11 protein-coding genes and 9 pseudogenes are annotated in these 24,483 nt (G+C 45.6%); 5 read left to right on the top strand and 15 right to left on the bottom strand.

Annotated elements, in window-relative coordinates:
* Positions 1-93: 93 nt before the first annotated feature.
* From G7Y90_RS07835 to ndhC, 15 genes and pseudogenes are all read right to left on the bottom strand, one after another.
* Positions 94-890 (bottom strand): annotated as a pseudogene (locus G7Y90_RS07835) (ferredoxin--NADP reductase).
* A 191-nt stretch (positions 891-1,081) separates the two neighbouring features.
* Positions 1,082-2,560 carry an NADH-quinone oxidoreductase subunit NuoN gene (nuoN, locus tag G7Y90_RS07830; RefSeq protein WP_250163830.1) on the bottom strand — a complete coding sequence of 493 codons (1,479 nt, stop codon included), beginning with the start codon at positions 2,558-2,560 and terminating at the stop codon, positions 1,082-1,084.
* A 3-nt stretch (positions 2,561-2,563) separates the two neighbouring features.
* Positions 2,564-4,188 (bottom strand): annotated as a pseudogene (gene nuoM / locus G7Y90_RS07825) (NADH-quinone oxidoreductase subunit M).
* A gap of 1 nt (position 4,189) precedes the next feature.
* Positions 4,190-4,807, bottom strand: coding sequence for a hypothetical protein (locus G7Y90_RS18935; protein WP_502937453.1), 618 nt, complete (start codon positions 4,805-4,807; stop codon positions 4,190-4,192).
* Positions 4,808-4,840: 33 nt separating this feature from the next.
* Positions 4,841-6,008 (bottom strand): annotated as a pseudogene (locus G7Y90_RS18930) (NADH-quinone oxidoreductase subunit L); the annotation flags it as partial.
* Between the two features lie 64 nt (positions 6,009-6,072).
* Positions 6,073-6,381 (bottom strand): NADH-quinone oxidoreductase subunit NuoK, encoded by a 309-nt coding sequence (nuoK, locus tag G7Y90_RS07815; RefSeq protein ID WP_045445153.1) that lies wholly within the window; start codon positions 6,379-6,381, stop codon positions 6,073-6,075.
* Positions 6,382-6,479: 98 nt separating this feature from the next.
* Positions 6,480-7,226: an NADH-quinone oxidoreductase subunit J gene (gene nuoJ, locus G7Y90_RS07810; protein WP_201559964.1), complete on the bottom strand. Its 747-nt coding sequence runs from the start codon at positions 7,224-7,226 to the stop codon at positions 6,480-6,482.
* Positions 7,223-7,770 (bottom strand): annotated as a pseudogene (gene nuoI, locus G7Y90_RS07805) (NADH-quinone oxidoreductase subunit NuoI). The gene nuoJ and the pseudogene nuoI overlap by 4 nt, the downstream one beginning before the upstream one ends.
* Positions 7,771-7,825: 55 nt before the next feature.
* Positions 7,826-8,818: an NADH-quinone oxidoreductase subunit NuoH gene (gene nuoH / locus G7Y90_RS07800; protein WP_045445151.1), complete on the bottom strand. Its 993-nt coding sequence runs from the start codon at positions 8,816-8,818 to the stop codon at positions 7,826-7,828.
* Between the two features lie 52 nt (positions 8,819-8,870).
* Positions 8,871-11,950, bottom strand: a pseudogene (nuoG, locus tag G7Y90_RS07795) (NADH-quinone oxidoreductase subunit NuoG).
* A gap of 10 nt (positions 11,951-11,960) precedes the next feature.
* A pseudogene (gene nuoF, locus G7Y90_RS07790) lies at positions 11,961-13,384 on the bottom strand (NADH-quinone oxidoreductase subunit NuoF).
* Positions 13,381-13,889, bottom strand: a pseudogene (nuoE, locus tag G7Y90_RS07785) (NADH-quinone oxidoreductase subunit NuoE). The pseudogenes nuoF and nuoE overlap by 4 nt, the downstream one beginning before the upstream one ends.
* 187 nt (positions 13,890-14,076) lie before the next feature.
* Positions 14,077-15,846 (bottom strand): annotated as a pseudogene (gene nuoC, locus G7Y90_RS07780) (NADH-quinone oxidoreductase subunit C/D).
* A 245-nt stretch (positions 15,847-16,091) separates the two neighbouring features.
* Positions 16,092-16,760: a NuoB/complex I 20 kDa subunit family protein gene (locus tag G7Y90_RS07775; RefSeq protein ID WP_025653094.1), complete on the bottom strand. Its 669-nt coding sequence runs from the start codon at positions 16,758-16,760 to the stop codon at positions 16,092-16,094.
* A gap of 120 nt (positions 16,761-16,880) precedes the next feature.
* A complete protein-coding gene (gene ndhC / locus G7Y90_RS07770) occupies positions 16,881-17,504 on the bottom strand; it encodes an NADH-quinone oxidoreductase subunit A (protein ID WP_055124534.1) in 624 nt (207 codons plus the stop codon).
* Between the two features lie 898 nt (positions 17,505-18,402).
* Between ndhC and G7Y90_RS07765 the strand changes: the two are divergent.
* From G7Y90_RS07765 to G7Y90_RS07745, 5 genes and pseudogenes are all read left to right on the top strand, one after another.
* Positions 18,403-20,438 (top strand): annotated as a pseudogene (locus G7Y90_RS07765) (UvrD-helicase domain-containing protein).
* A 108-nt stretch (positions 20,439-20,546) separates the two neighbouring features.
* Positions 20,547-21,950, top strand: coding sequence for a magnesium transporter (mgtE, locus tag G7Y90_RS07760; protein ID WP_083475673.1), 1,404 nt, complete (start codon positions 20,547-20,549; stop codon positions 21,948-21,950).
* Positions 21,951-22,060: 110 nt separating this feature from the next.
* A complete protein-coding gene (gene dut / locus G7Y90_RS07755; protein ID WP_045444733.1) occupies positions 22,061-22,525 on the top strand; it encodes a dUTP diphosphatase in 465 nt (154 codons plus the stop codon).
* 90 nt (positions 22,526-22,615) lie between these two features.
* Positions 22,616-24,097, top strand: coding sequence for a phosphohexomutase domain-containing protein (locus tag G7Y90_RS07750; RefSeq protein WP_250163829.1), 1,482 nt, complete (start codon positions 22,616-22,618; stop codon positions 24,095-24,097).
* Positions 24,098-24,164: 67 nt separating this feature from the next.
* On the top strand, positions 24,165-24,359 hold the full coding sequence (locus tag G7Y90_RS07745) for a hypothetical protein (RefSeq protein ID WP_250163828.1): 195 nt from the start codon (positions 24,165-24,167) through the stop codon (positions 24,357-24,359).
* Positions 24,360-24,483: the final 124 nt, after the last annotated feature.

The following is a 24,483-nucleotide window of genomic DNA, read 5'->3' as shown; positions in this document are numbered from 1 at the left end:
GACACTTAGAGACTATTGTTGTCTTTAGCGTCAGCGCTTTTTATCAAGCAAATTTTCAATGGCTTCTAAAGCGTGCCGTCATCAATCATGCAACTACCAGTAATTTCTACCGCAATATTCCCTCGCCGCGACGATTCATCACCAAACCTAAAGTCTTGAGCGCTTCTTTGGTGTCTTCCACCATGTCTGGATTGCCACATAACATGACGTGCGTGCTATCAATATCTAAGGCAATCCCTGCGCGCTCTTGTAGCGTGCCATCCAGCAGCAGCTTGGGCAAACGCTCTGTCATTGCGCCTTCGACAGGTTCACGGGTAACGATGGGAATAAAATTTAGTTTTGCAGATTGTCAACCGAGAACCAAAGTCTTCTTGCAAGCTTTCATCTTGTCGATTAGGCAAGCTCTTCTATCGAGCGCGCACTATAAGCCAAGATGATGTGCTCGTAATCTTCCCACGTCTGCAAATCTTGTAACATTGACAAAAATGGTGCCAAGCCCGTTCCAGTCGCGAGCAGCCATAAATCTTTTGGTAAAGGCTTTTGATACGTGCTAACGTCAAAAAACCAAACGGCATAGTATTAAGCAGCAGCTCATCGCCCACTTCTAAATGCTGCAACTGCGACGTAAATGCACCATCGGGGATGACAATAGAAAAAATTCTAATACTTCATCAAAAGGTGAAGAGACGATGGAATACCCGAAAGATGTCTTCATTCAATGCAGCATCAGGTACATCGTTAACGGTGTCGCCTTGTTGCTGCTGGTAATATTTTAATTGACTGGGATTGACGCCCAAACGCACAAATTGACCCGCAGTAAACTTAAAGCTATCAGGACGGCTGACAGTGAAGCTAAATAGGTTTGGCGTCCACGTAGTCTTACTAAGCACGTTACTGTCTGAATATTATCACTCATAAATTATCGACTCACTTTTTAGTAATCATTATTTTTATCAAGACTTTGAACGACACAAAATAAAAGATGCGCCAAGCTTATCATAAAGCTGGCGCATCTTGGGTTTCTGACCGTAATAACAGATAAGCAGCGGTATCAGCATACCCCTACTTACCCTTTTGCTATTTACCAAATACGTGCCAGACTTGCCCATTCAATCATGCTGTTTGGCAAGATACCAAAGAAGATAATCATCGCGGTCACCGCAATAACCATGATCCCGCCAGTACGCATCGCCCATTGGCTAGAAACGTCAAACTCAATGAACTGTTTCGGACGTTTAAAGAGGGTGAGCATCACACGTAAATAATAGAATAAGCCGATCGCACTACCCAAGATGATCATCGCTGCCAAGAACCAATTAGTTCCTTGTACCGCTGCCAATATCGCAAATAGCTTGGTAATAAAGCCAGCCGTCAAAGGAATACCCGCCAATGACAACATCATAATAGTCATAACCGCAGTCAATACGGGACGACGCCAGAATAGACCTTGATAATGGGTTAGCTCATCAGCTTCACCAGACAAGCGATAAGGGCTCGACATCAAGGTTACGACGCCAAAGGCACCGATAGAGGTCAAGGCATAAACCGCCATATACATACTAGAGATACTATCCGCTGCCGCGCCGATACTGACGATGACAATCAACACGTAACCCATATGAGCAATGGATGAATAACCCAATAGGCGTTTTAGGCTGGTTTGACGTACTGCCAATAAGTTACCGACTAAGATAGATAGAGTTGCCATGACCATGAGCAGCATCTGTACCGAGGGTAAGGCCAATAAAGACGTATCGATTAAGAAACGAACCGCTAAGCCCATCATAGCTACTTTTGATACCGATGCTAAAAAGGTAGCAATTGGTGCTGGAGCGCCTTCGTAAACATCTGGTGTCCACATATGAAACGGCGCAGCAGAGAGTTTGAAGGCGATACCGAACATCATCATCGCCGCACCAAGTATCAGAAGTGGCGACTCAAAAACATCACCCAATACCATACTGATTGGCTTAAAGGCGAGCGAGCCTACTTCGGCATAGATAAATGCCATACCCATGAGCAATGTCGCCGATGCCGTCGCTGACAGCACCAAGTATTTCAGCCCAGACTCTAGCGAGCGGTTGCGCATATAGGTATATGACAGCATACCGTATAGCGGTATAGACAGCATCTCTAAGCTCATAAAGAATGACGCTAAATGCTGAGCACTGACCATCAGTAAAGCACCAATCGTCGATAGCAACATGAGCAAATACAGCTCTTCTTTATTATCCTTGAGATTTGCCAAATACGCATAAGAGAGCGTACAACAAGCCAATGCACAGATAAAAATAATCACCATATTAAACTGAGCAAAGTTATCAATAACGAATAACTGCTCAGCGTTTGGTATGAGAGTACCGCTATTCACAATCCCTGTCATTTGCCCAATGAGGGTAAACAGACCAATATTTAAGCCGACGACCGTTATCGTACCAGTCACCATATGTGAGCGTTTAATTGCGATGGCAATCATGACCACCAATACCGTAATAACGACGGCAATGATTGGCGCATAAGGCAACAATCCCATCAAATCATTCATCGTAATATCATTCATGACTTAACGTGCCTCCATTGCATCAAGCAGTTGCGACGCATCTACTTGTGTGACTTGACTGTATATATAAGCGTTATTGATCCACTGCATCGCATGACTTGAGGTATCAAGGAACGGCTGTGGATATAGACCAAGCCATACCAAGCCTGCAGCGAGCATCAATAACAATGACAACTCACGCTTACCCAAATCTTTTAATGGACGCGTAGGCAAACCATGTGCTTTGGTTTCTTGCATGGCGACTGCTTCGATGTTGTTTTTGCCAAATAATGCACGGTGAATCAAAATAAGCGAGTATAGCCCTGCTAGTACCAGACTGAATGTTGCAAAGACCACAAATACTGGATACTGAGCAAAGGCACCAAATAAAATCATGAACTCGCCGATGAAGTTACCTGTCCCCGGAATACCGAGCAATGCGGCACAGAAGAACATCAGTATCGGTGCATAGTAACGGAACTGACCCCACATACCACCCATCAAGGTCAAATCACGCGTATGTAGACGCTCATATAACTGCCCTGCCATGATGAATAGCGCTGCTGAGCTTAAGCCGTGCGCTAACATCTGAATCATTAGACCTTGCAAGCTGAGTAAGGTTCCAGCTAAATTGCTAATACCACAAATCCCATGTGCGAAATACTGGTATAAGCGAGCAAACGCTTCATATCGGTCTGCATAAAGGCGAGCCATGCACCGTAGAATATACCAATGATACCCAAGGTCATCGCAATCGGCGCAAAATCTTGTGATGCTGCTGGGAATAACGGCAACACGAAACGAATCAAGCCATAAGCGGCGGTTTTAATCAAAACCCCTGCCAAATCCACCGAACCTGCCGTTGGTGCTTGCGCATGCGCATCTGGCAACCAACCATGGAACGGAATAATCGGCAACTTAACCGCAAAGCCAATAAAGAAGCACAGCATGATCGGATATTCCCAGCCGCCAAGTGACGTACCGAGTAAATCATTATAATTAAAGCTCACCACCCCTTTTTGAGCGTAGCTGATAATGACCAATATCAAGATCCCAACCAGCATAATAAGCCCAGACGCTTGAGTATAAATAAAGAACTTAGTCGCTGCGTATTCCTTGGTTTTGCCAACCACATCATGACCCCAAATCGCGATCAAGAAGTAGATAGGAACCAGCATCATCTCCCAAAAGAAGAAGAATAGGAACAGATCAATGGCTAAGAACACCCCAATGACGCCGCCCAAACTCCACAAAAGGTTAAGATGGAAAAAGCCGACTCGACGCTGAATCTCATTCCACGAACAAGCCACAGCAGCAATACCAAGCAATCCTGTTAACGCCACCATCATCAGTGACAAGCCATCCATCGCTAAATGGAAGCTAATACCAAAGCTTGGTATCCATGGCACACTAAATTCAGCGACCCAAGGCACAGCAGCGTCTGGCGCAATCACTTGCTTACTCATGCCACTAAAGTCGCCGTATTGCCACAGCACTAGCGACAACACAAAGGTCAACGTCATACCGATTAAAGCAATCCAGCGCGGCAGACGTTTATTAAATCGCTCGACCAACCAACATAACAACCCGGCAATAAAGGGAATTGCAATTAATGCTGGTAGCATCCACGTTTGTTGTAACTCAATCATCTTATACCACCGTCATCATTACCAGCACTAGTAATACAGCCATGCCCAAGCCAAAGCTTGCAGCGTAACCTCGAAGTGACCCAGTTTGCGTCGCAGACAATACCTTATTACCAGCAGATGCCAGCTTAGGCAAGACGAGCCACGCTTTATCGATAGGGTCGGCTTTAAATAAGCGGCCGATGAACAAAAAGGGTTTTACAAAAATTACATCGTATAGCGCATCAAAACCTAGACCATGATAACACCAGTGATATAGCGCCCCACCAACACGTGAGCGCTTAAAGCGGGTGAGCATGCGACCTTTATCCACCACATATAATAGCGCCGCTATTATTAGACCAGCCAGCATCGCACCCATGGCGATAAACTCAGCCGTATGCTTACCATGCGCTTGACCAGCGACTTCCAATAAATGCCCAACACTCTCTGGCAAGACGCCTTGTAATGGCGGAGTGATAAATGCACCCACTGCCGTTGATAATACGAGCAACGCACTAAGTGGCAGCCAATACGACACACCAGATAACTTATGCGCGTGCGTTTTCTCTTCACCAAAGAAGATAATCCAAATCATACGGAAAGTATAAAGTGCGGTTAAAAATGCGCCGAATACGCCCATATAGAATAAAACCATGTGACCGGTTGCATAACTCTCCCAAAGAATCGCTTCTTTAGAATAAAATCCGACCGTGACCCAAGGTATTGCCGCAAGTGCACCGCCACCAACGATATAGCACCAAAATACCAACGGTATTTTTACGTAGACCGCCCATCTTAAAGATGTTTTGCTCATGATGTACCGCAAGGATGACTGCACCTGATGATAAGAATAACAGGGCTTTAAAGAAAGCATGCGTCATCAAATGGAAGATCGCCCCTTGCCATGCCCCAACGCCGAGTGCTAAGAACATATAGCCAATTTGGCTCATGGTTGAATAAGCGAGAATACGTTTGATGTCGGTTTGTGCCAGCGCACAGAATCCAGCAACGACCAACGTCAACGCCCCTACGCCGCCGACCCAATATAATAAAATACCAGGCGTCAGCTCAAACAATGGATGTAAGCGAGCGATTAAATAAACACCTGCGGTGACCATCGTTGCCGCGTGAATAAGCGCTGATACTGGCGTCGGACCTGCCATTGCATCAGCCAGCCATGTATGTAATGGCAGCTGCGCTGATTTACCCATCGCGCCGCCAACCAACATGGTGGTCAACATCATCGTTGGATTGTTGATATCAAACACTTCTGGTGCACGAGTAATAATTTCTTGAATATTAAGCGTACCAAATTCACGGAATAATAAAAACAGACCGAAGGCTAAGAATACATCACCCACGCGCGTCACCGTAAAGGCTTTCATCGCTGCAAGACCATTGGCGCGGTCATGGTAATAAAAACCGATCAGTAAGTACGAACAGATACCAACGCCTTCCCAGCCAAGATAAAGCAAGAACAAGTTATCTGCCAAGACTAGCAATAACATGCTGGCGACGAACAAGTTCATATAGCTAAAGAAACGGGCAAAGCCAGTGTCGCCTTTCATATACCAAGCGGCAAAGAGATGGATTAAAAAGCCAATCCCAGTGATGACACCCGTCATCGTCAGTGCCAAACCATCAAAGCTCAGACCGAAACTTGGGGCAAAATCTCCGACTTGGAACCATGTCCACAGCGGAATCTCTATGACTGTTCCTGCTGGATTATTGGTTAAAAAAGTATAACTAACGATTAGCGTGCATAGTGCTGATAACAGCATACTACCGACACCGACAATCGCTGACATCGCTGCCACCTGCTCTGTTAGCTTATCGCGCATAAAGGCTAAAATCAAAAAGCCAACGAGCGGGAATATAAAGGTTAATGGTAATAAACTCATGACATCATCCTTTCATCTCATTGGCACTGTCGACATCGAGATGCCCACGCTGATGATAAAACCGCAATAATATTGCCAAACCAATGGCGGCCTCTGCTGCTGCCAAGGTCAAAATAAAGATAAACATAATCTGTCCATCTGGATCAACCCAACGACTACCTGCCACCACAAATGCTAATGCTGTTGCATTCATCATGATCTCAAGGCTCATTAGCATAAATAGGAAGTTACGTCGTACCATGACGCCGCACAGACCAATGGCAAATAAGATACCTGCCAAAATCAGTCCATGGCTCATGGGTATCATGCCCAGTACATTCTGCGCCTCAGCAACTGGCTGTACTAAGCCTGCTACCTCGTGGGCAAACGGCACGTTTGACACATCTTGTGCCACGCTCGCTGCTAGTACCATTAGTCTGACTCCTTGCGCGTGACTTTATTCACACCCAGCTGCGTACCTACATTCATACTTACATAGTCATGCGGGTCAACATCTTTATATTCGTAAGATTCTGCCATTTTCGCCGCGTCAGCATCTATCGGCATGCCGTGATCATCGTAGTGTTTGATACTTGCGACATTAGCATTAGATCCTTGACTACCATTACTGTGGTTTGCATTAACAGTAACCTCATCAGCGATAGACTCTTTACCCAAATGATAAGCGGCGACTAAGGCTGCCAATAGTAGCAATGCAGCCACTTCTATCAACATCACATATTTAGTAAATAGCACCGTACCGACTGCTTTGGCAGATATTGTCGAGCCACCAATCATTGCCGCTTCGTCATGACCCATACCAATCATCGCATACAGCACAACCGCGATAATAATCGTTAACCCTGTCGGTAGCGCCCAAGTGCCCGCATCAAGCCAGCGCTCTTCACGCTCATCATTGCTCATGCCTAAATTAAGCATCATAATAACAAAGACAAATAGCACCATAATGGCGCCGGCATAGACGACAATCTCTAACGCACCAGCAAATGGCGCGCCTAGGACGAAAAATATCCCTGCGATTGCCAGTAATGACACAATCATCGATAAGATAGCATGCACTGGATTGGCCTGAGTCACGACGCGCAGACTGGCAAATATGGCCACTGCTGCAAGCGAATAAAACCCCGCCAGTTCAGGATGGTTCAAAATATTCATCATGGTAGCAAGCTCCTTAGATCAATCGGTGCAGCTTCGTTTTGTGCTGCGCCTTTTGGTTTGTCCGCTACCGCCATACCCGTCACACGATAATAGTTATAATCAGGATATTTACCCGGCCCTGAAATGAGCAAATGCTCTTTTTCGTAGACCAAGTCTTGGCGCTTATATTCACCCAACTCAAAGTCAGGCGTCATTTGAATGGCTGTCGTTGGACACGCCTCTTCACACAAGCCACAAAAATACAGCGCGAAAAGTTAATTCGAAAAAACTCTGGATACCAACGACCGTCTTCACGTTCCGCTTTTTGTAAGGAGATACACCCTACCGGGCATGCCACCGCACACAAGTTACAAGCCACACAGCGCTCGTCTCCATCAGGGTCACGCGTTAGAACAATACGTCCACGAAAACGCGGCGGCACAGGTACCGGCACCTCAGGATAAAGGATGGTGTCACGCGGTCTGAGCGCATGACTATTGACCATCCACATGCTGCGGACAATGGTAAATAGTCCAATGACGGTCTTTTTTATGGTAGTAAACATGGGATTATTATCCTTATCAGCTTTACCCTAGTTCATCAATGATGGCTAATGATGACTACAACGTTGGGGAAAAGATCAAAATGACCGCAGCAGTAACCAACAGATTAATCAGCGTTACTGGCAGACAAACTTTCCAGCCAAAGTTCATCACTTGATCATAACGCGGACGCATGAGTGAGCCTCGAGCCAAAATAAACATGGTCATAAAGAACAGCGTTTTAATCATGAACCAAAAAGCTGGTGGAATAAATGGAATATCTAAGTTAAAAGGTGCCAACCAACCGCCAAAAAATAGGCAAGTCATCAAGGCAGAAATCAGTACAACGTTGACATATTCGCCAATAAAGAACATACCGAACTTCATGCCAGAATATTCAACATGATAGCCTTCAGCTAGCTCTTGTTCTGCTTCTGGCTGATCAAATGGATGTCTATGGGTGACTGCAACACCAGCAACGACAAAGGTCAAAAAGCCAAAAAACTGCGGAATGATATACCAGCCGTCGATTTGCGCCTCAACAATGGCGCGCAAGTTAAATGAGCCGGTTAATGCAACCACGCCCATCAGTGATAAGCCCAAGAAGACTTCATAACTGATCGTTTGTGCTGCTGAACGTAGCCCGCCGAGTAGTGAGAATTTATTGGCAGACGCCCAACCACCGAACATCACGGCATAGACAGCAATACCTGCCATCGCAAAGAAGAACAGAATACCGATATCCCAATCAGCCACACCAAGCGTTGGCGAGATAGGAATAATGGCAAATGAGGCCAATGCGGTAAACATCGCGACCGCAGGTGCCAACGTAAACATAAACTTATCGGTAAAGTTTGGCGTCCAATCTTCTTTAAAGAAGATTTTGAGCATATCAGCAACCAGCTGCAACGAACCAAAGGGTCCGACGCGGTTTGGACCGTAACGATCCTGCCATAAAGCTAGCATGCGGCGCTCATAGACAATCATCATAGCGGCAACCATAACCACGACCAAGAAGATGACCAGTGATTGCCCGACCATAAATAAAATGGACCAAGCATCAAAGCTCATGCTACCAGCCAAGAAGCTTGGCACATCAGGGATAATACGGGTAACTTGCATATTACACCTCCTGTGTGGTGGTCGGTGCTGTATTCATTTGCGCAGCATCGTTATTGTTCATCATATCGTTAGCTATGCTACCCATCATCGTCACTGGTGCATCCACTTTACGAACCGACGCTGCCATTGATGGATGAATAATACTCACCTGACCAACTGGGTAACCAATACAGCCTTCTGCTAAATAACCGACAATCTGTACTGGTAAGGTAATTTGTTGCTTATCGATTTCAATCGCTAAGTAATCGCCATTAGCGATGTTCCAGTCCTTAGCATCATCCATCCCGATACGCCATGCAGCAACAGGCAGTTGCTCCGCAACCACTGGGCTACGTGACGCCATCATAGAGCTGGCATAAATATTATTGATAGGCACCAGTTTGGCTTGTCCTTGCTGCATATCGGTCGTCGTCGCAGACATGGCATCTGGTGCAACATATTGACGTGTTTCTAAACGTGCTAGCTGATCGAACATGCGCACACCTGGGTCGCCATTTTTTAGATGACCACCGACCTTGTCTTGGTATTTATTCCACGCTTGTGGTGAGTTCCAACCTGCCGCATTGGCAAAAGGAATCATCGAGCTTGGGGTTTCTTTACCACTATAACCTTCCATTGAGAAAGTCAAACCGGTGTCTAAATCTTTTGGTTGCATCGGCTCATGTACGGATATCGGCGCACGCATGGCGGTACGGCCTGAATAACGACGCGGCTGACGAGCAATTTTAAGACCCGTCATACGGTAATCGGCATCAGGTGCAGCGCCTTTAATCCCAGCAAGCTTAGGGTGCGTTACGATCAATGCATTGATGACGTCATCTAGCTGCGTCCAATCAACATCACGACCTTCGATGCTGCTATGCACTGCATGTAACCAGCGCCAGCCTTCTTTAATACTGCTCATCGGATGATAGTATTCGTTGTCGTAAACTTGGAAGAAGCGCTGTGCACGACCTTCAGCCGATATCAGCGTACCGTCTGCTTCTGCAAAACTAGCCGCAGGTAATACAATATCGACATCTTTGTGCCAATCAAGTAGCTGATGATCCAGTGCAATGACAGTTTTATCAGATAATAGCTGCGTCAATTTATTGGCATCGATGGCATCAGTCAGCTGATTTTCAGCGACGATGACCACATCAAAATCAGTCGCCAGTAATTCTTCGACTGATTGACCGCCAAGCATGCAAACACCCATGCTATTGGCATCGGTAACTGTTAAGTAGATACCTGCTTGTGCCTGATATTTACTGTTTACTTCTTTCAGCTCAAGTTTTTTAGCAGGAGCGCGTTCTACATTGTCTTGCGTTTCTGTATCAACACCGGTTTCAGGTTTGTTTGGTTTAGCGGATAGCTCTTTATCTTCTATTTGCGCTTGCTCATCACGGACTTGAGCATTATACGTGTCCACTTGCTGCTGTTCAGTCGCTTTAATGGCTGAGCGTTTTTGGGTCAATGCTTGAGTAATCTGCGCCGCTGCTTCAATCAAAGCCGTAGAGGATAAACTGCTACCCGAGATAACCAATGGCTTATCCGCTTGAATCAAGTCATAAGCGATTTGCTTCGCTAATGCTTGCATACCGTCAGTCTCAGTACTGGCATTAGTACTAGTAGCAGTATCGACATCTTGATCAGCCGCTTGTGGGTCTGTTATTTCTGCTAAATCATCAGCGAAGTTAGCAATCTCATCAGCGACTTTAAAGCCAAGCTTAGTGATGTCTTCAGGCGTTGCTACCACACTGACTTTACTGATGTCTTCTAGCTTAGTTTGCACCACGTCGATGACATAAACTGGGCTTAACGCATCTTGAGCAATACGTTTAACCGGTTCTGCAAGCCAAGACTGCGTTTGCAATGCCGCTGCCATTTTCAGGCCTTCATTTTTTGCCGCTTGGCGTACTGACAGCGCGACACGTGATGAGGTTTGAGTGATATCTTCACCCAATACCAATACCGCATCATAGCTTTCGATATCAGTCATGCTTGGGTTATAAATGCCATCAGTACTCAATACTTCGATGCATTTATTAACCAATGCTTGCTGCTGATGATTGAGACCTGTTGAAAACTTATCAAAGCCAACCAGATTTTTTAGTGCAAAGTTGGTTTCTAAACTGGCACGAGGTGAGCCAATACCAATGACTTTTTTGTCTTTGAGTCGTTTGATGGTTTCATCAAGTGCATAGTCAATATTGATTTTGACATGCTTATCGTTGATACGCTCAAGCGCTTGGGTTGGACGATCGTCACGATTGACATAGCCGTAACCAAAGCGACCACGGTCACATAAGAAATAGCGGTTCACTTCACCGTTGTAGCGGTTTTCGATACGGCGCAATTCACCATAACGCTCACCCGGTGAGATATTACAACCTGCTGAGCAACCATGGCAAATGCTTGGTGCATACTGCATGTCCCACTTACGGTTGTAGCGCTCTGAATGCGTTTTTCGGTAAATACACCCGTTGGGCATACTTCCGTTAAGTTACCTGAGAATTCGCTTTCGAACTGACCATCTTTGTCACGACCAAAGTAAACGCGGTTGTTTGAGCCGTAAACACCCAAATCTTCGCCGCCCGCATAGTCTTTATAAAAACGGACACAGCGATAGCAAGCGATACAGCGGTTCATCTCATGCGCGATGAATGGGCCAAGCTCTTGGTTATGATGGGTGCGTTTGGTAAAGCGATAACGACGACGGCTATGACCTGACATATACGTCATGTCTTGCAGATGGCAATGTCCGCCCTCTTCACAAGTTGGACAGTCATGTGGATGGTTGGTCATCAGTAGCTCAACCATCGACTTGCGGAATGCTTTGGCTTCATCGTCAGTGACAGAGATATACATGTCATCGCCCGGAGCGACCATACATGACATCACAAGACGGCCGCGACCTGCTTCCATGTCTTCTTTATTTTGGAATTGCTTGACCGCGCACTGACGGCACGACCCTACTGAGCCAAGGGCTGGGTGATAACAAAAATACGGCACATCAATGCCGAGTGATAAGCAGGCTTGTAGCAAGTTATCTGCGCTATCTACTTCGACAGTGGTTCCATCAATATGTATGACTGCCATGCCGCTCTCCTTATTTCACTTCTGGCTGTTGATTGGCTGCCGCATCAATGACATCGACACCAACCGCCTGCGCGATTTTTTGATCAAACTCTGGACGGAAATATTTAATCGCACTCATCAGTGGTTCCATCGCACCTGGCGCATGTGCACAGAAAGTTTTACCAATCCATAAGTCACGCGTGAGGCCTTCTAGTTTTTCGACATCGCCGACTTGCCCTTCACCATCATTGATAGCGGTAAGCAATTTGACACCCCAAGGCAGACCGTCACGGCATGGCGTACACCAACCGCAGGATTCGCGTTGGAAGAAAATCTCGAGATTACGAACGAGTGGCACCATATCTTGTGCTTCATCAACGACCATAATTAGCCCAGTACCCATACGGCTACCTGCTTTTTGAATGGTGTCAAAATCCACCACCACATCTAAATGCTCAGTGGTTAAAAAGTCAGTAGAGGCACCGCCCGGTAGCCAAGCTTTGAGGGTTTTACCATCTTGCATACCACCCGCTAAATCTTCAATGATTTCGCGTGCCGTATAACCAAACGGTAACTCCCACAGACCTGGGTCATTGACTAAACCTGAGCAGCCAAACAGTTTGGTACCCGGTGTCTGGCTCTTGCCTTTGATGTTAGATAATGACTGATACCATTCAACACCATGGTTTAGGATGGCTGGCATGTTACACAAGGTTTCAACGTTGTTGACGACGGTTGGACGACCCCATGCACCAGAAATTTGCGGGAAAGGTGGCTTGGTACGTGGATTAGCACGGCGACCTTCTAAGCAATTAATCAATGCGGTTTCTTCACCGCAAATATAACGTCCAGCGCCAGTATGCACATGCAGATTAAAACTAAAATCTGAGCCTAGAATGTTCTTGCCCATGAGATTGTTAGCCAAGCATTCTTCGATGGCAGTGACCAGACGCTGGGCGGCTAAGATATATTCACCACGGATAAAGATATAACCGTCAGTCGCACCAATCGCATGTGCGGTAATCAACATACCTTCAATCAGCTGAAACGGTAGACGCTCCATCAATAGACGATCTTTAAAGGTACCCGGCTCCATTTCATCAGCATTACAGATGAGATAACGAGGTAAACCATCTGGTGGTGACATGAATGTCCACTTCAAACCAGCATTAAAACCTGCACCGCCGCGACCTCTGACGTTGGCAGCTTTGATCATATTCCCGACTTCTTTAGGCGATTGACTCAAGCTTGCTTTAAGCCATCAAAGCCTTTTAACGACTCATAGGTGGTCAAATCTAGTACGGCATCATGATGTGCTAGACGCCATGTTAACGGTTTGGTTTCGCTAGTCGCTGTGGCTTTATCACCATAAATTGGAATGCTCTGCTCATTGAGCTGGCTAGGTGCTTTGCCTTGACTACGTTGAGCAATCTGCTCTGAAAGCGTTAATCTCATGCGTATAGCTCCAATAATTGCGTGACTTCTTCGGGCTGTACTGGACCATAGGTGTCTTCGTCAATCAACACAGCAGGGCCTTTGTCACAGTTACCTAAGCAGCAAATTGGCAATAGCGTAAAGCGACCATCAGCCGTCGTCTGACCATACTCAATACCCAGCTGCGATCTGATCTCAGCAGACAAGGCTTCATAGCCTGTCAAGAAACAGCCACTGAATCACAAATAAGGATGACGTGGCGACCGACAGGCTGACGATAAATACGGTTAAAGAAAGTGGCGACTCCGTCCATATCTGACATCGGAATGTCTAGAATATTGGCAATGGCATTCACTTGTGCGTCATCGACCCAGCCGTTGCGCTTTTGCACAATCTTTAGCGCATCGAGCGAAGCAGCACGCGCTTGTGGGTAATGGTGCATAAACTCATGAATAGCCGCAATTTCCTCGCTAGTGAGGATGCTTGCCACATCTACTTTTGGCATTTTGTCGGAAACAATTTTCATAGTCTTCTATCTGTCCTCACTCATCACGCTTTATCAGCTAATAACGACAGTCTTATGAGTGTCGCTACATGGCAAGATATCAGCATTTTGGTGTGCCATTTGGCAATGATATATTGATAAACGTATTTCTTTAATAACGATAATTTTCTGATCAAAGCATTAGACTAAAGTATTAGCGATCACGGTACTAACGATCACAGTCGGCCATTACGATATCAATCGATGCCAAATACATGATGGCATCAGAAACGAGCGAACCATTAATCACCGATGGCATCTGCTGTAAATGTGCAAACGTCGGCGTACGGATACGGGTACGATAGCTCATCGTCGCCTTATCTGAGGTGATGTAATAGCTGTTCAAACCTTTGGTCGCTTCTACAATTGTCGTACACTCGCCCGCTGGCATCACACCCCAATACTGAGATAAAGTGATTAATCAAGGTTTCAATATCGTTTAAGGTACGGTCTTTTGGCGGTGGTACAGCGAGTGGATGATCGGCTTTATAAGGGCCTTGTGGCATATTGTCCATACACTGGCGAATGATACGTAACGACTGACGCATCTCTTCGACCTTGACCATACAGCGATCATAAGCGTCACCGTTGTAACCCACTGGCACTTCAAAATCGTAATTCTCATAGCCCATGTATGGACGCGCTTTACGCAGATCAAAATCAACGCCTGTCGCTCGCAGACCAGCGCCCGTCACGCCCCAAGCAAGTGCTTGCTTAGCATTATCTGCGCAACACCTTGGGTACGACCTTTGAGCACGCTATTTTGCAATGCCGCTTTGACATATTCGTCCAAGCGTTTTGGCATCCAATCCAAGAATTCGCGAACCAGACGCTGCCAGCCACGTGGCAGATCAGCAGCCGTACCGCCGATACGGAACCAAGCAGGATGCATACGATAGCCAGTCACGGCTTCGATGACGTCATAGGCTTTTTGGCGATCGGTAAACATATAGAATACCGGGGTCATGCCGCCCGCATCCTGAATAAACGTACCAACAAACAGTAAGTTATTGGTAATACGAAAAAACTCGCTCATCATCACGCGAATGGTTTCAGCGCGCGGTGGAATCGTAATTCCAGCAAGCTTTTCAACCGACATGATGTACGGCAGCTCATTCATCACGCCACCGAGGTAATCGATACGGTCGGTATAAGGAATAAATGAATGCCAAGTTTGACGCTCAGCCATCTTCTCTGCGCCGCGATGGTGATAGCCGATATCAGGGATACAATCGACGACTTCTTCACCATCAAGCTGTAGTACTAAACGGAATGCACCGTGAGCAGAAGGATGGTTAGGACCGATGTTCAAGAACATAAAGTCTTCATCACGACCTGAACGCTTCATGCCCCACTCTTCTGGGACAAAACGCAAGTTTTCTTGCTCGTATTGCTGCTTGGCAGTGTTCAAGAAGTACGGGGTAAATTCCGTTGCACGCGCATGATACTCTTTACGCAGTGGATGACCTTCCCAGTATTTTGGTAATAGAATACGGGTCAAATGCGGATGACCGGTAAAGACAATACCGAACATGTCCCACACTTCACGCTCGTACCAGTTGGCATTTGGCCAAATCTGCGTAGCGCTCGGTACATTGACATCGTCTTCACTCAGCGCGACTTTAATACGCACATCACTATTACGCTCAAGCGACATTAGGTGATAAAACACTGTAAAGTCACTGTCAGGCAACCCTTGGCGATGCTGACGCAGACGCTCATCTATCGCTGACAAGTCAAATAGCATGACGTATGGCTGGGGTAATTTACGCAGGTATAGAAGAATATCCAGCAAATCAGCACGTGCCACCCAAACCGTTGGAATCTCATCCACAGTGTGCTGCACGACAAACTTACCGGCATACTTCTGCTCCAGCTCGGTGATAACCGCTGGAACAGGCTTAATGTTAGGATCTATGTTTTCGACTACCGTGACCATGAATGATGTATTCCTTCATTAATCATCATTGAGCTATGTTGAGCCTAACCGAGCTACATTAATCATAACTGAACCATGTTAATCATAACTGAACTACGCTAAACATAAGCGAACTACGATGAATATATGCGTACTGAGCACTTTTACGGATTGTGTATGATTGAGCCAAACTAAAACATGATATAGCCAAATAATTTATGCCTAAATGCTGTTTATCACATGCAGTTTGGCTACAGGCTCGCTGATTAAATACTGTCTGGGCTACGCAAGTTTTTCACAGCGATACGATCTGCTTGCTTACGGTCACGCTCAGGCGTCATTTGTGGCTGATAAATACCCTGATCATTGACATGAATACCTAGCGGGCGACGCTCTTTAGTAATCGACTCTTGCAGCAACATCAAGCCTTGGATCAACGCTTCTGGACGCGGCGGACAACCGGGCACATAGACATCAACAGGGATAATTTTATCCACGCCTTGCACGACCGAATAGATATCATACATACCGCCAGAGTTGGCACAGGCGCCCATCGAGATAACCCATTTTGGCTCAAGCATTTGCTCATACAGGCGCTGAATAACCGGTGCCATTTTGACAAAACAAGTACCAGCAACGATCATCACATCCGCCTGACGGGGCGACGCGCGAATGACTTCGGCACCAAAACGTGACAAATCATGAACGGCGGTTAGGGTGGTGGCATATTCGACATAACAGCAAGAGGTGCCAAAGTTAAATGGCCAAAGTGAGTGCTTGCGCCCCCAGTTTGCTGTTGAATGGACAAGGTCTTCGAGACGACCCATAAAGACGTTTTTATTCACTTCGTCTTCGATTGGATCATTGACCGTTTGACTGGTCTGTGCAGGATAGACATCTGCATCAGGGTTGGCTTTTGTTAATGTGTATTTCATAACATACAACCTTTATATTAGGCGAAGCGCAGCAATCATCTTGCTTCCGCTATCGCCTTAACTTCTATTATTAATAGGCGACCATTTTGCAGTAATGTGCCACAAGACCGTCAAAAGCGATTAGCGTTTGACTTTGTCTTGTTGCGCAGATGTAGCAAAATCCATGGAAGTCACATTACCAGTAGTATTAATATGATCGATATTTTGCAAGTGACGACGGTTGGTCTCGATATTGTTCGAGACATTAATCTGCCCTGAAGACTGGGCTGGTATCTTGCCAGTTGGATCGACCATCAGCTCATCGACGCCATCAAACTGCGTAATATCTGCCAAATTAAAACCTGCTGGAGCTGCATATAGACGTGGTTGCTTGCGGCGCTTGTCCGATGGTGCCCAATTCATCGCACCCAGACTGAGCTCGTATACCAAGCCTATAATCAAGATGGTAATGAATATCGCGGCAGCGGCAAAGCCAAGCCAGCCTGCTTCACGTACTGAAACAGCATAAGCGTACAAATATAGTGCTTCTAAATCAAAGATAACGAAGAAGATTGCCACCAAATAGAATTTGGCAGACAAACGAATACGGGCGTTGCCAGCTCCGACAACACCCGCTTCAAATACTTCTTCTTTTTGTGAGCCCTGAGAGCGACCGCCAAGCAAACGCGGCACAACCAGCATAAAGACCACTAGCCCAATGGCGGCTAAGATAAAAGCAATGGCTGACCAATTAAAAGCAGACATGATAATACGTGCTCCTCACCCAATCGAGTGTCAAGCGCAGCGCGCATACTCACAAACTATAGAGTGGTAATGGCGACTGGCATAACGCAGACGAAAACACAAAGTAACTGCCATTGGGTCTTAATAACTCAATGGCTCATATAGATACTGTGCTGGTAATAACCAATTATCAAGCTTATTGACGACGATGTCAGACATGACCAACTATAGATACTCCGATATTAACGGAGAAAGGCTGGTCGCCTAACGCATCTTCTAACAACGTAAGATCAACGTATTAAATCAATATCATATTCGATAGTTTATTTAATTGATTTAATAGCTCATTACACGTGGTCAACAATGACGAGACAACTGGCATAAATTATTTACGTACTATACGCATATCAGTGCCTAAAAGCTAGTTTTTAACTGTATTGAACGGTCACTTTATAGGCGAAAGAAACATGTTTTTTTTACCATAAATTATGATATAGACGTTACCTTATATTAAGCCCAAATCCACATTTTTGAGTGGACGCTAGTATATATAGTATAAGTCACGAAAAATTAACGCTTTTTTACTGGGTGCCGATCCTTGAACTCCTCCCCAATGTGACGGTTTTTGCTTTATAATCCCGCCTAATTGCATGGTAGTATCAGCGGCTGTTTTAACGATGGCTCTCTTGATTAATTGTCACAAAATATTAATGGTCATGAGCGTGATTAGCGGATAGGTTGATTAACCTTATCGACGCCATGTTTTGATATCGAAATGATGCAACCAACTATAATGCTATGTTGCCATTTTGCGCTATCGATCTGCCTCATACGTGCTGTTTTTATCTCACTGAGCAACGCTTGATATCAACACTCGCCTTTTTTGCTTTCTTTTTGCTTTTGTCTTACAGGTCACCTTATGAGTCAACTTAATCCCAAACAACAAGAAGCGATGCTTTACGTATCCGGTCCATTGCTTGTGCTAGCAGGTGCCGGCTCCGGTAAGACATCGGTGATTACCCGCAAGATTGCGTATCTAATCGAAGAATGCAACATGCCAGCCGAGCGTATCACCGCGGTGACCTTTACCAATAAAGCGGCGCGCGAGATGAAAGCCCGTGTCAGTAAATTGCTGCCGAGTGAAAAAACTCGCGGGCTGACGGTGTCTACCTTTCACCAATTTGGGCTACAGTTTTTACGTTATGAGCTGATTCATACCCCGCTCAAAGGTAACTTCTCCATCATGGACAGTGACGACAGTAAGCGTTTGCTGATGGAGCTGATGATGCGTGATAATTTAAGCGGCGCTGAAAGTCGTGAATTGGTCGGCAAAGCCATTAAAATGATTTCTGACTGGAAAAACGATCTGATTGAACCGGATAAGGCGATGGAAACCTTAGACGATCCAGAAGACATGATTTTTGCGACCCTCTATGCCTTATATGAGCGCAATTTGCGTGCTTATAACGCCGTTGATTTCGATGATTTGATTGTCCTGCCGACCAAGATATTACGTGAAAACAGAGAGCTGCGCGATAAATGGCAAAACCGTATTCGTTACTTACTCGTCGATGAATATCAAGATACCAACACCGCCCAGTATGAGATGATTAAATACTTAGTCGGACCGCAAGGGCGTTTTACCGTCGTTGGCGATGACGATCAATCTATCTATGCGTGGCGCGGTGCAAAACCGGAAAACATGGCGCTACTCAAAGAAGATTTCCCAAAACTCAAAATCGTCATGCTTGAGCAAAACTATCGCTCGACCACGCGTATTTTGACCTCTGCCAACGCTGTTATTACCAATAACGAGCATTTATTTGAAAAGAAACTCTGGTCAGATAAAGGTCAAGGCGAAAAAATTCGCATTATTAACTGTCGTAATGATGATGATGAGTCTGAGCGTGTGGCAAAAGAGATTGTCACTCATAAACTGCGTTTCGGTAATGAGTGGGAGCAATATGCCGTTCTTTATCGCAGTAACTTTCAGGCGCGCATGCTAGAGGCGCAGTTGCGTCAACTGCAAGTGCCCTATAAGTTGTCGGGTGGTCAGTCGTTCTTTGCGCGTAGTGAAATCAAAGACATCATGGGCTATCTACGTTTGATTCTGAACCCTGAAGACGACAGTGCGTTTTTACGTATTATCAATACGCCTAAGCGTGGAATGGGGCCAGCAACGCTAGAGAAGTTAGGCTTATTTTCACAAGAGCATAGCATCTCGCTACTCGCTTCTTGTACGCATGCAGGGCTCGCGCATGTTTTACCGTCGAAGGCTTATGGTACGATAAAGGAGTTCGGTGAGTTTATTGAACATTATACGCGTGAGCTCGATCAGCATCCTGACCCTGTGCCTATCGTCCGCCAAATGATTGATGAAACGGGTTATATCGACTTTGTGCGTAGCGACGCCAAAACGCCGCAACAAGAAAAAACCGTATCGATAATATTGATATGCTCTACACTAGTATTCAATCGCTGATTAATCGCGCCGAAGAAGACGAAGATCGCACCATTGATACTATCATTCGTAAGCTGGTGTTGCTGGATATGCTCGAGCAACAGCAAGAAGAAGAAAACACCAACAAGGTTAACTTGATGACCTTGCATGCAGCAAAAGGTTTGGAATTTGATTTTGTGTATATCATGGGGCTTGAGGAAGAAATGCTACCGCACCGCAATTCTATCCTAAGCGAGACGGTCGAAGAAGAACGGCGCTTGATGTATGTCGGCATTACTCGTGCGCGTCGAGAGCTGACATTGACACTAGCGACTCAGCGCCGTGCGGGCGGTCAGATGCGTGTCACTTCTGAATCGCGCTTTTTAGATGAGTTACCAGAAGAGCATATCGACTGGCCAGCCAAGGCGAAAAAGAAAAAAGCGACAAAGAAAGACCCAGAAGCTGTTGCTGATGAATACTTGGCTAATATTCGCGCTTTATTGGTTAATCGTTAGCGTTAGGCTCAACGCTTGAGAGCATCACCAGTTAGCGACATGAGAAATTAGCACTTATTCGACATTTTAGTGTTATTATTTATACTTTCTAAAAACTTTGGAACCTTTATGCCTACCCCTATGCCTGATCAGGAAAGACCATCTACGCTACAGGGAGATTATAATCCGGCAGAGTATAGCGGCGAATATAAGCTTTTATACCTGCAAAGTTTGGTTGCTGACAAGGCATACGAGGCGATTACTGAGTTTTTAGAAAAGCAGTCCAAATATGAGATTGCGAGCCTATTAGAATCGTTCCCTAGCCAAAATCGCTTATTGATTTGGGCACAAGTACCAGAAAACATCAAAGGCGAAGTACTTGCCGAGTTAGAGTTTGATACACGCCAGCCGCTGTTAGAAAACGTTTCATCGAAAGATATTTCCTTATTTACCCAAGACCTTGATGCGCAAGACATCTCTGAGATTTTAGACACCGTCACCGAAAGTGTGCGTACCTCAGTGATGGCAACCTTGGATGAAGACATCCGAGTGCAGGTCAATAAGCTCGATACCTATGCTGACTGGGAAGTCGGGCGTTACATGGATCCTGACCTCATTCAGATCAGGGATGATATCACCCTTGCAGAAGTACAGAACTGGCTACGAGAAAATGACGATTTGCTCGATGATGAAAGCCAAGAGCTGCTGGTCGTCGATCAAAGCCAACAATTACTCGGGCTGCTCAGTCTGGTCGATTTGATTAAACATGATCAAACTACCTTAGTCTCAGAATTGATTGATAACGCCATCACCATTAATGATCGCTTAGACATCCAAGATGCCGCAGCGATTTTCCGCTCAGAGGACATTCGTTTTGCCCCCGTTATTAATAGCCATGGTGAGTTGGTCGGTCAGTTAAATGGCGAGGACATCATGGAAATTATCCAAGATGATGTTGATAGCACCATGAAAAACCTCGCGGGTGTCAGCCAAGATGAAGAGCTGTTTGCGCCTATTTTAACCAGTGCTAAAAGCCGCAGTATTTGGCTAGGTATTAACCTGTGTACCGCCTTATTGGCTGCCGCTGTGATTGGTCAGTTCGAGGCGGTACTGGCAAAAGTGGTGGCGCTAGCGATACTCATGCCTGTGGTCGCGAGTATGGGCGGTATTGCTGGGTCACAAACTCTGACAGTGGTTATTCGTGGTATGGCGATGGGTCAAATCGGTGGTTCCAACCGTTTGTGGTTATTAAATAAAGAGCTGTGGGTTGGTGCGATAAACGGTATCATATGGGCGATAATCATGGCGATTATTGCCCAATTATGGTTTCATGACATTAAAATTAGCGCCGTCATTGGTTTTGCCATTGCCATTAATATGACTGCTGCTAACGTTTCGGGCATTAGTATTCCACTGCTCCTAAAACGCATGAATATTGACCCTGCCCTATCCGCCTCGGTTATTTTAACCACCGTGACAGATATCGTCGGCTTTATGTCATTCTTGGGTTTGGCAAGTGTGTTGATACTATAATCACATAGCCAACGTTCAAACAATATTATTTAGAAGCAATATTATTTAGAAATTATCTTATTTAGAAACAATATTATTTAGAAACTATCCAACCGTTAAGTGAGTGCGTTATGCAAGCTGTACAAGTTAAAGTATTAAACCCCAAAATTACTGAAGATAAAGCGTTCTCGTTACCGACACGCGCCACTGATGGCAGCGCTGGTATCGACTTGCGCGCTTGTATTGATGAGCCATTGACGATTAAAGCAGGTGCCACGCATTTAATTGGTACTGGTTTGGCGGTTTATATCCAAGATCCTAACTTTGCAGGAATGATTTTACCGCGCTCAGGTCTCGGTCATAAGCACGGTATCGTCTTGGGTAATTTGGTTGGCTTGATTGATGCCGATTATCAAGGTGAGCTGATGGTCAGTATTTGGAATCGTAGTAATGAAGACTTTGTGTTGAATCCTGCGGAACGTATGGCACAATATGTCGTCGTACCCGTTGCCCGCCCTGAGTTTGAAGTGGTATCAGAGTTTAGTGATACCAGTGCACGTGGTGCAGGCGGCTTTGGACATTCAGGCCGCCAGTAATTAGTTATCATTACTGATTTGCCATTTTAATTGTACTTTAGTCATCACAAAATCACCATCACGTGAATCACGCCATAAGGAGAGTAAGCGATGCCGTCTTTTGCTGCGCAGCAATGCTTATTTCGTGCTTATGATATTCGTGGTTCACGCCAGCATTTTACCACTGACTTTATTCAAGCATTGGGCAAGGCATTTGCTCAGCTTTATAGTGCCGCAGATTGCAACTCAACCGCAGCTCCTGTCAAGGTCTGCCTACCAAAACCAAGTATCGACCGCAAAAGAACCGTCATTGTGCTTGGTTATGATGTGCGTCTCGGTAGTAATATTATCGCTCAGAGATTGGCTAATATACTGACTGAATATGGCTTACAAGTTATCCAGCTGGGGTTAATTACTACCCCCATGATGGTTTTTTGGGCAGAGCAATATTCTGGTCATGGCATCATCGTTACCGCCAGTCATTCTGCTAAAGACATTTTAGGTATTAAATGGTTGGTCAACCATCAATCTCCGAGCCATGCAGAGATTCAGTTGCTTTGGCAAAAAACACGGTCTACCTATGCTTGCCACCTCAATCACGCTCAAGCACAGGTTGATGCTCAAAATACGCTGAAAAATACAACTGCTAAATCTATTTGTAATCAACCTTTCAATTTATCTGATGCACAAGTCGCGACGACTTATATTGAGGCTATCGCTCAAGTCTTTAAGCAAATCCATCCCTGTAATAAACCACTTCTCAAAGATAACCAACAACCATCTGGCACCCTTGATGTGGTGGTGGTCATAGACTGCATGCATGGCGCGACCAGTAATATCGCCCAGCGTTTATTTGAGCATTTTTGCCAGCAGGTCATCATGATTAATGACACCGCAGATGGCAGTTTTCCCTCTGGCAATCCTGATCCCACTGAACCACACCGTCTTAAACAATTACAGCGAAGTGTGCGTCAACATCAAGCAGATATAGGTATCGCTTTTGATGGCGATGGCGATCGCTTAATGATCGTCGATAATAGCGGTAAAGTTGTCACGCCCGATCACTTGCTATATTTATTAGCGCAAGTAGCACTGACCGAACACCCCGAATCGCTGTGTTCTAAAGGCCGAGGCCATTCACAACTGCCCTCTCAAATCCTTTTTGATATTAAATGCTCCCATCATCTACCGAAACTCTTGTCTGAGCTTGGCGCAACACCTGTGCTCAGTAAAACGGGCAGCAGCTTTATGCGCCGACAGATGCAGCAGTCTGCTGGTCAAATCGTCTTTGCAGGTGAATTGTCAGGGCATTTCATATTTAACGATAGCCGCTTTATTATTTATGATGACGCCATGTACGCGGCCTTGCGATTGCTGCATTGGCTAGCGGCTTACGATGCTCACGGTAAAAAATCTCTGACTGATATTACAGAGCAATTGCCTGCTATGGTCAGTACGGCGGATCATTATTTGCCGATGCCTAAAACCCTTAGAAAAGACGATGCTCTCGTCGTACAGCTGACCAAATTTTGTCAGTATTACGCCAGCTCGTGGAAGCGACCGTGGCAGAAGATTCTGGTGATCATTGGATAGCTACTAGCCAGCCATCGCTTTGCCGTTGTTCGATGAGTCGGCAATATATGACGTCCAAGCAAGCCAAATGCTTATTGCCAGGGGGACGAAGCTGAGCTGTATTGATGGCGTGCGTTTGGATTTCGACCATGGTTTTGGGGTGCTCCGCCAATCAAACACCAGTCACAATCTTACCGCACGCTTTGCTGGTGATAGCATAGAAGACTTACGCGACATCCAAGCAAATTTGCCGCTTTATGTCGCCCATTTGATAAAAAACTAGCGGAACAAATTGTCGCTATTCCTGCCGAATAGTTTTGATCAAAACAGTTACCGTCAAAGTAGTTGCTGTCACATAAAAATATGATTTTTTAATACCATAACTTAGGAGTTTATAATGACGCTTA

The organism is Psychrobacter sp. WY6, assembly GCF_018448495.1.
Lineage (GTDB): Bacteria > Pseudomonadota > Gammaproteobacteria > Pseudomonadales > Moraxellaceae > Psychrobacter.
The sequence above is the reverse complement of the archived record's forward strand: the minus strand, read 5'-3'. Positions and strand labels throughout refer to the sequence as shown.

Excerpts from the sequence above, each read along its gene's own strand:
- G7Y90_RS07775 (WP_025653094.1), bottom strand. The coding sequence starts at position 16,760 with ATGAAATACACATTAACAAAAGCCAACCCTGATGCAGATGTCTATCCT.
- dut (WP_045444733.1), top strand. The coding sequence starts at position 22,061 with ATGCAAGCTGTACAAGTTAAAGTATTAAACCCCAAAATTACTGAAGAT.
- G7Y90_RS18935 (WP_502937453.1), bottom strand. The coding sequence starts at position 4,807 with ATGGGCGTATTCGGCGCATTTTTAACCGCACTTTATACTTTCCGTATG.
- ndhC (WP_055124534.1), bottom strand. The coding sequence starts at position 17,504 with ATGTCTGCTTTTAATTGGTCAGCCATTGCTTTTATCTTAGCCGCCATT.
- mgtE (WP_083475673.1), top strand. The coding sequence starts at position 20,547 with ATGCCTACCCCTATGCCTGATCAGGAAAGACCATCTACGCTACAGGGA.
- G7Y90_RS07745 (WP_250163828.1), top strand. The coding sequence starts at position 24,165 with ATGCTTATTGCCAGGGGGACGAAGCTGAGCTGTATTGATGGCGTGCGT.
- G7Y90_RS07750 (WP_250163829.1), top strand. The coding sequence starts at position 22,616 with ATGCCGTCTTTTGCTGCGCAGCAATGCTTATTTCGTGCTTATGATATT.
- nuoJ (WP_201559964.1), bottom strand. The coding sequence starts at position 7,226 with ATGATGAATATTTTGAACCATCCTGAACTGGCGGGGTTTTATTCGCTT.
- nuoN (WP_250163830.1), bottom strand. The coding sequence starts at position 2,560 with ATGAATGATATTACGATGAATGATTTGATGGGATTGTTGCCTTATGCG.
- nuoH (WP_045445151.1), bottom strand. The coding sequence starts at position 8,818 with ATGAGCTTTGATGCTTGGTCCATTTTATTTATGGTCGGGCAATCACTG.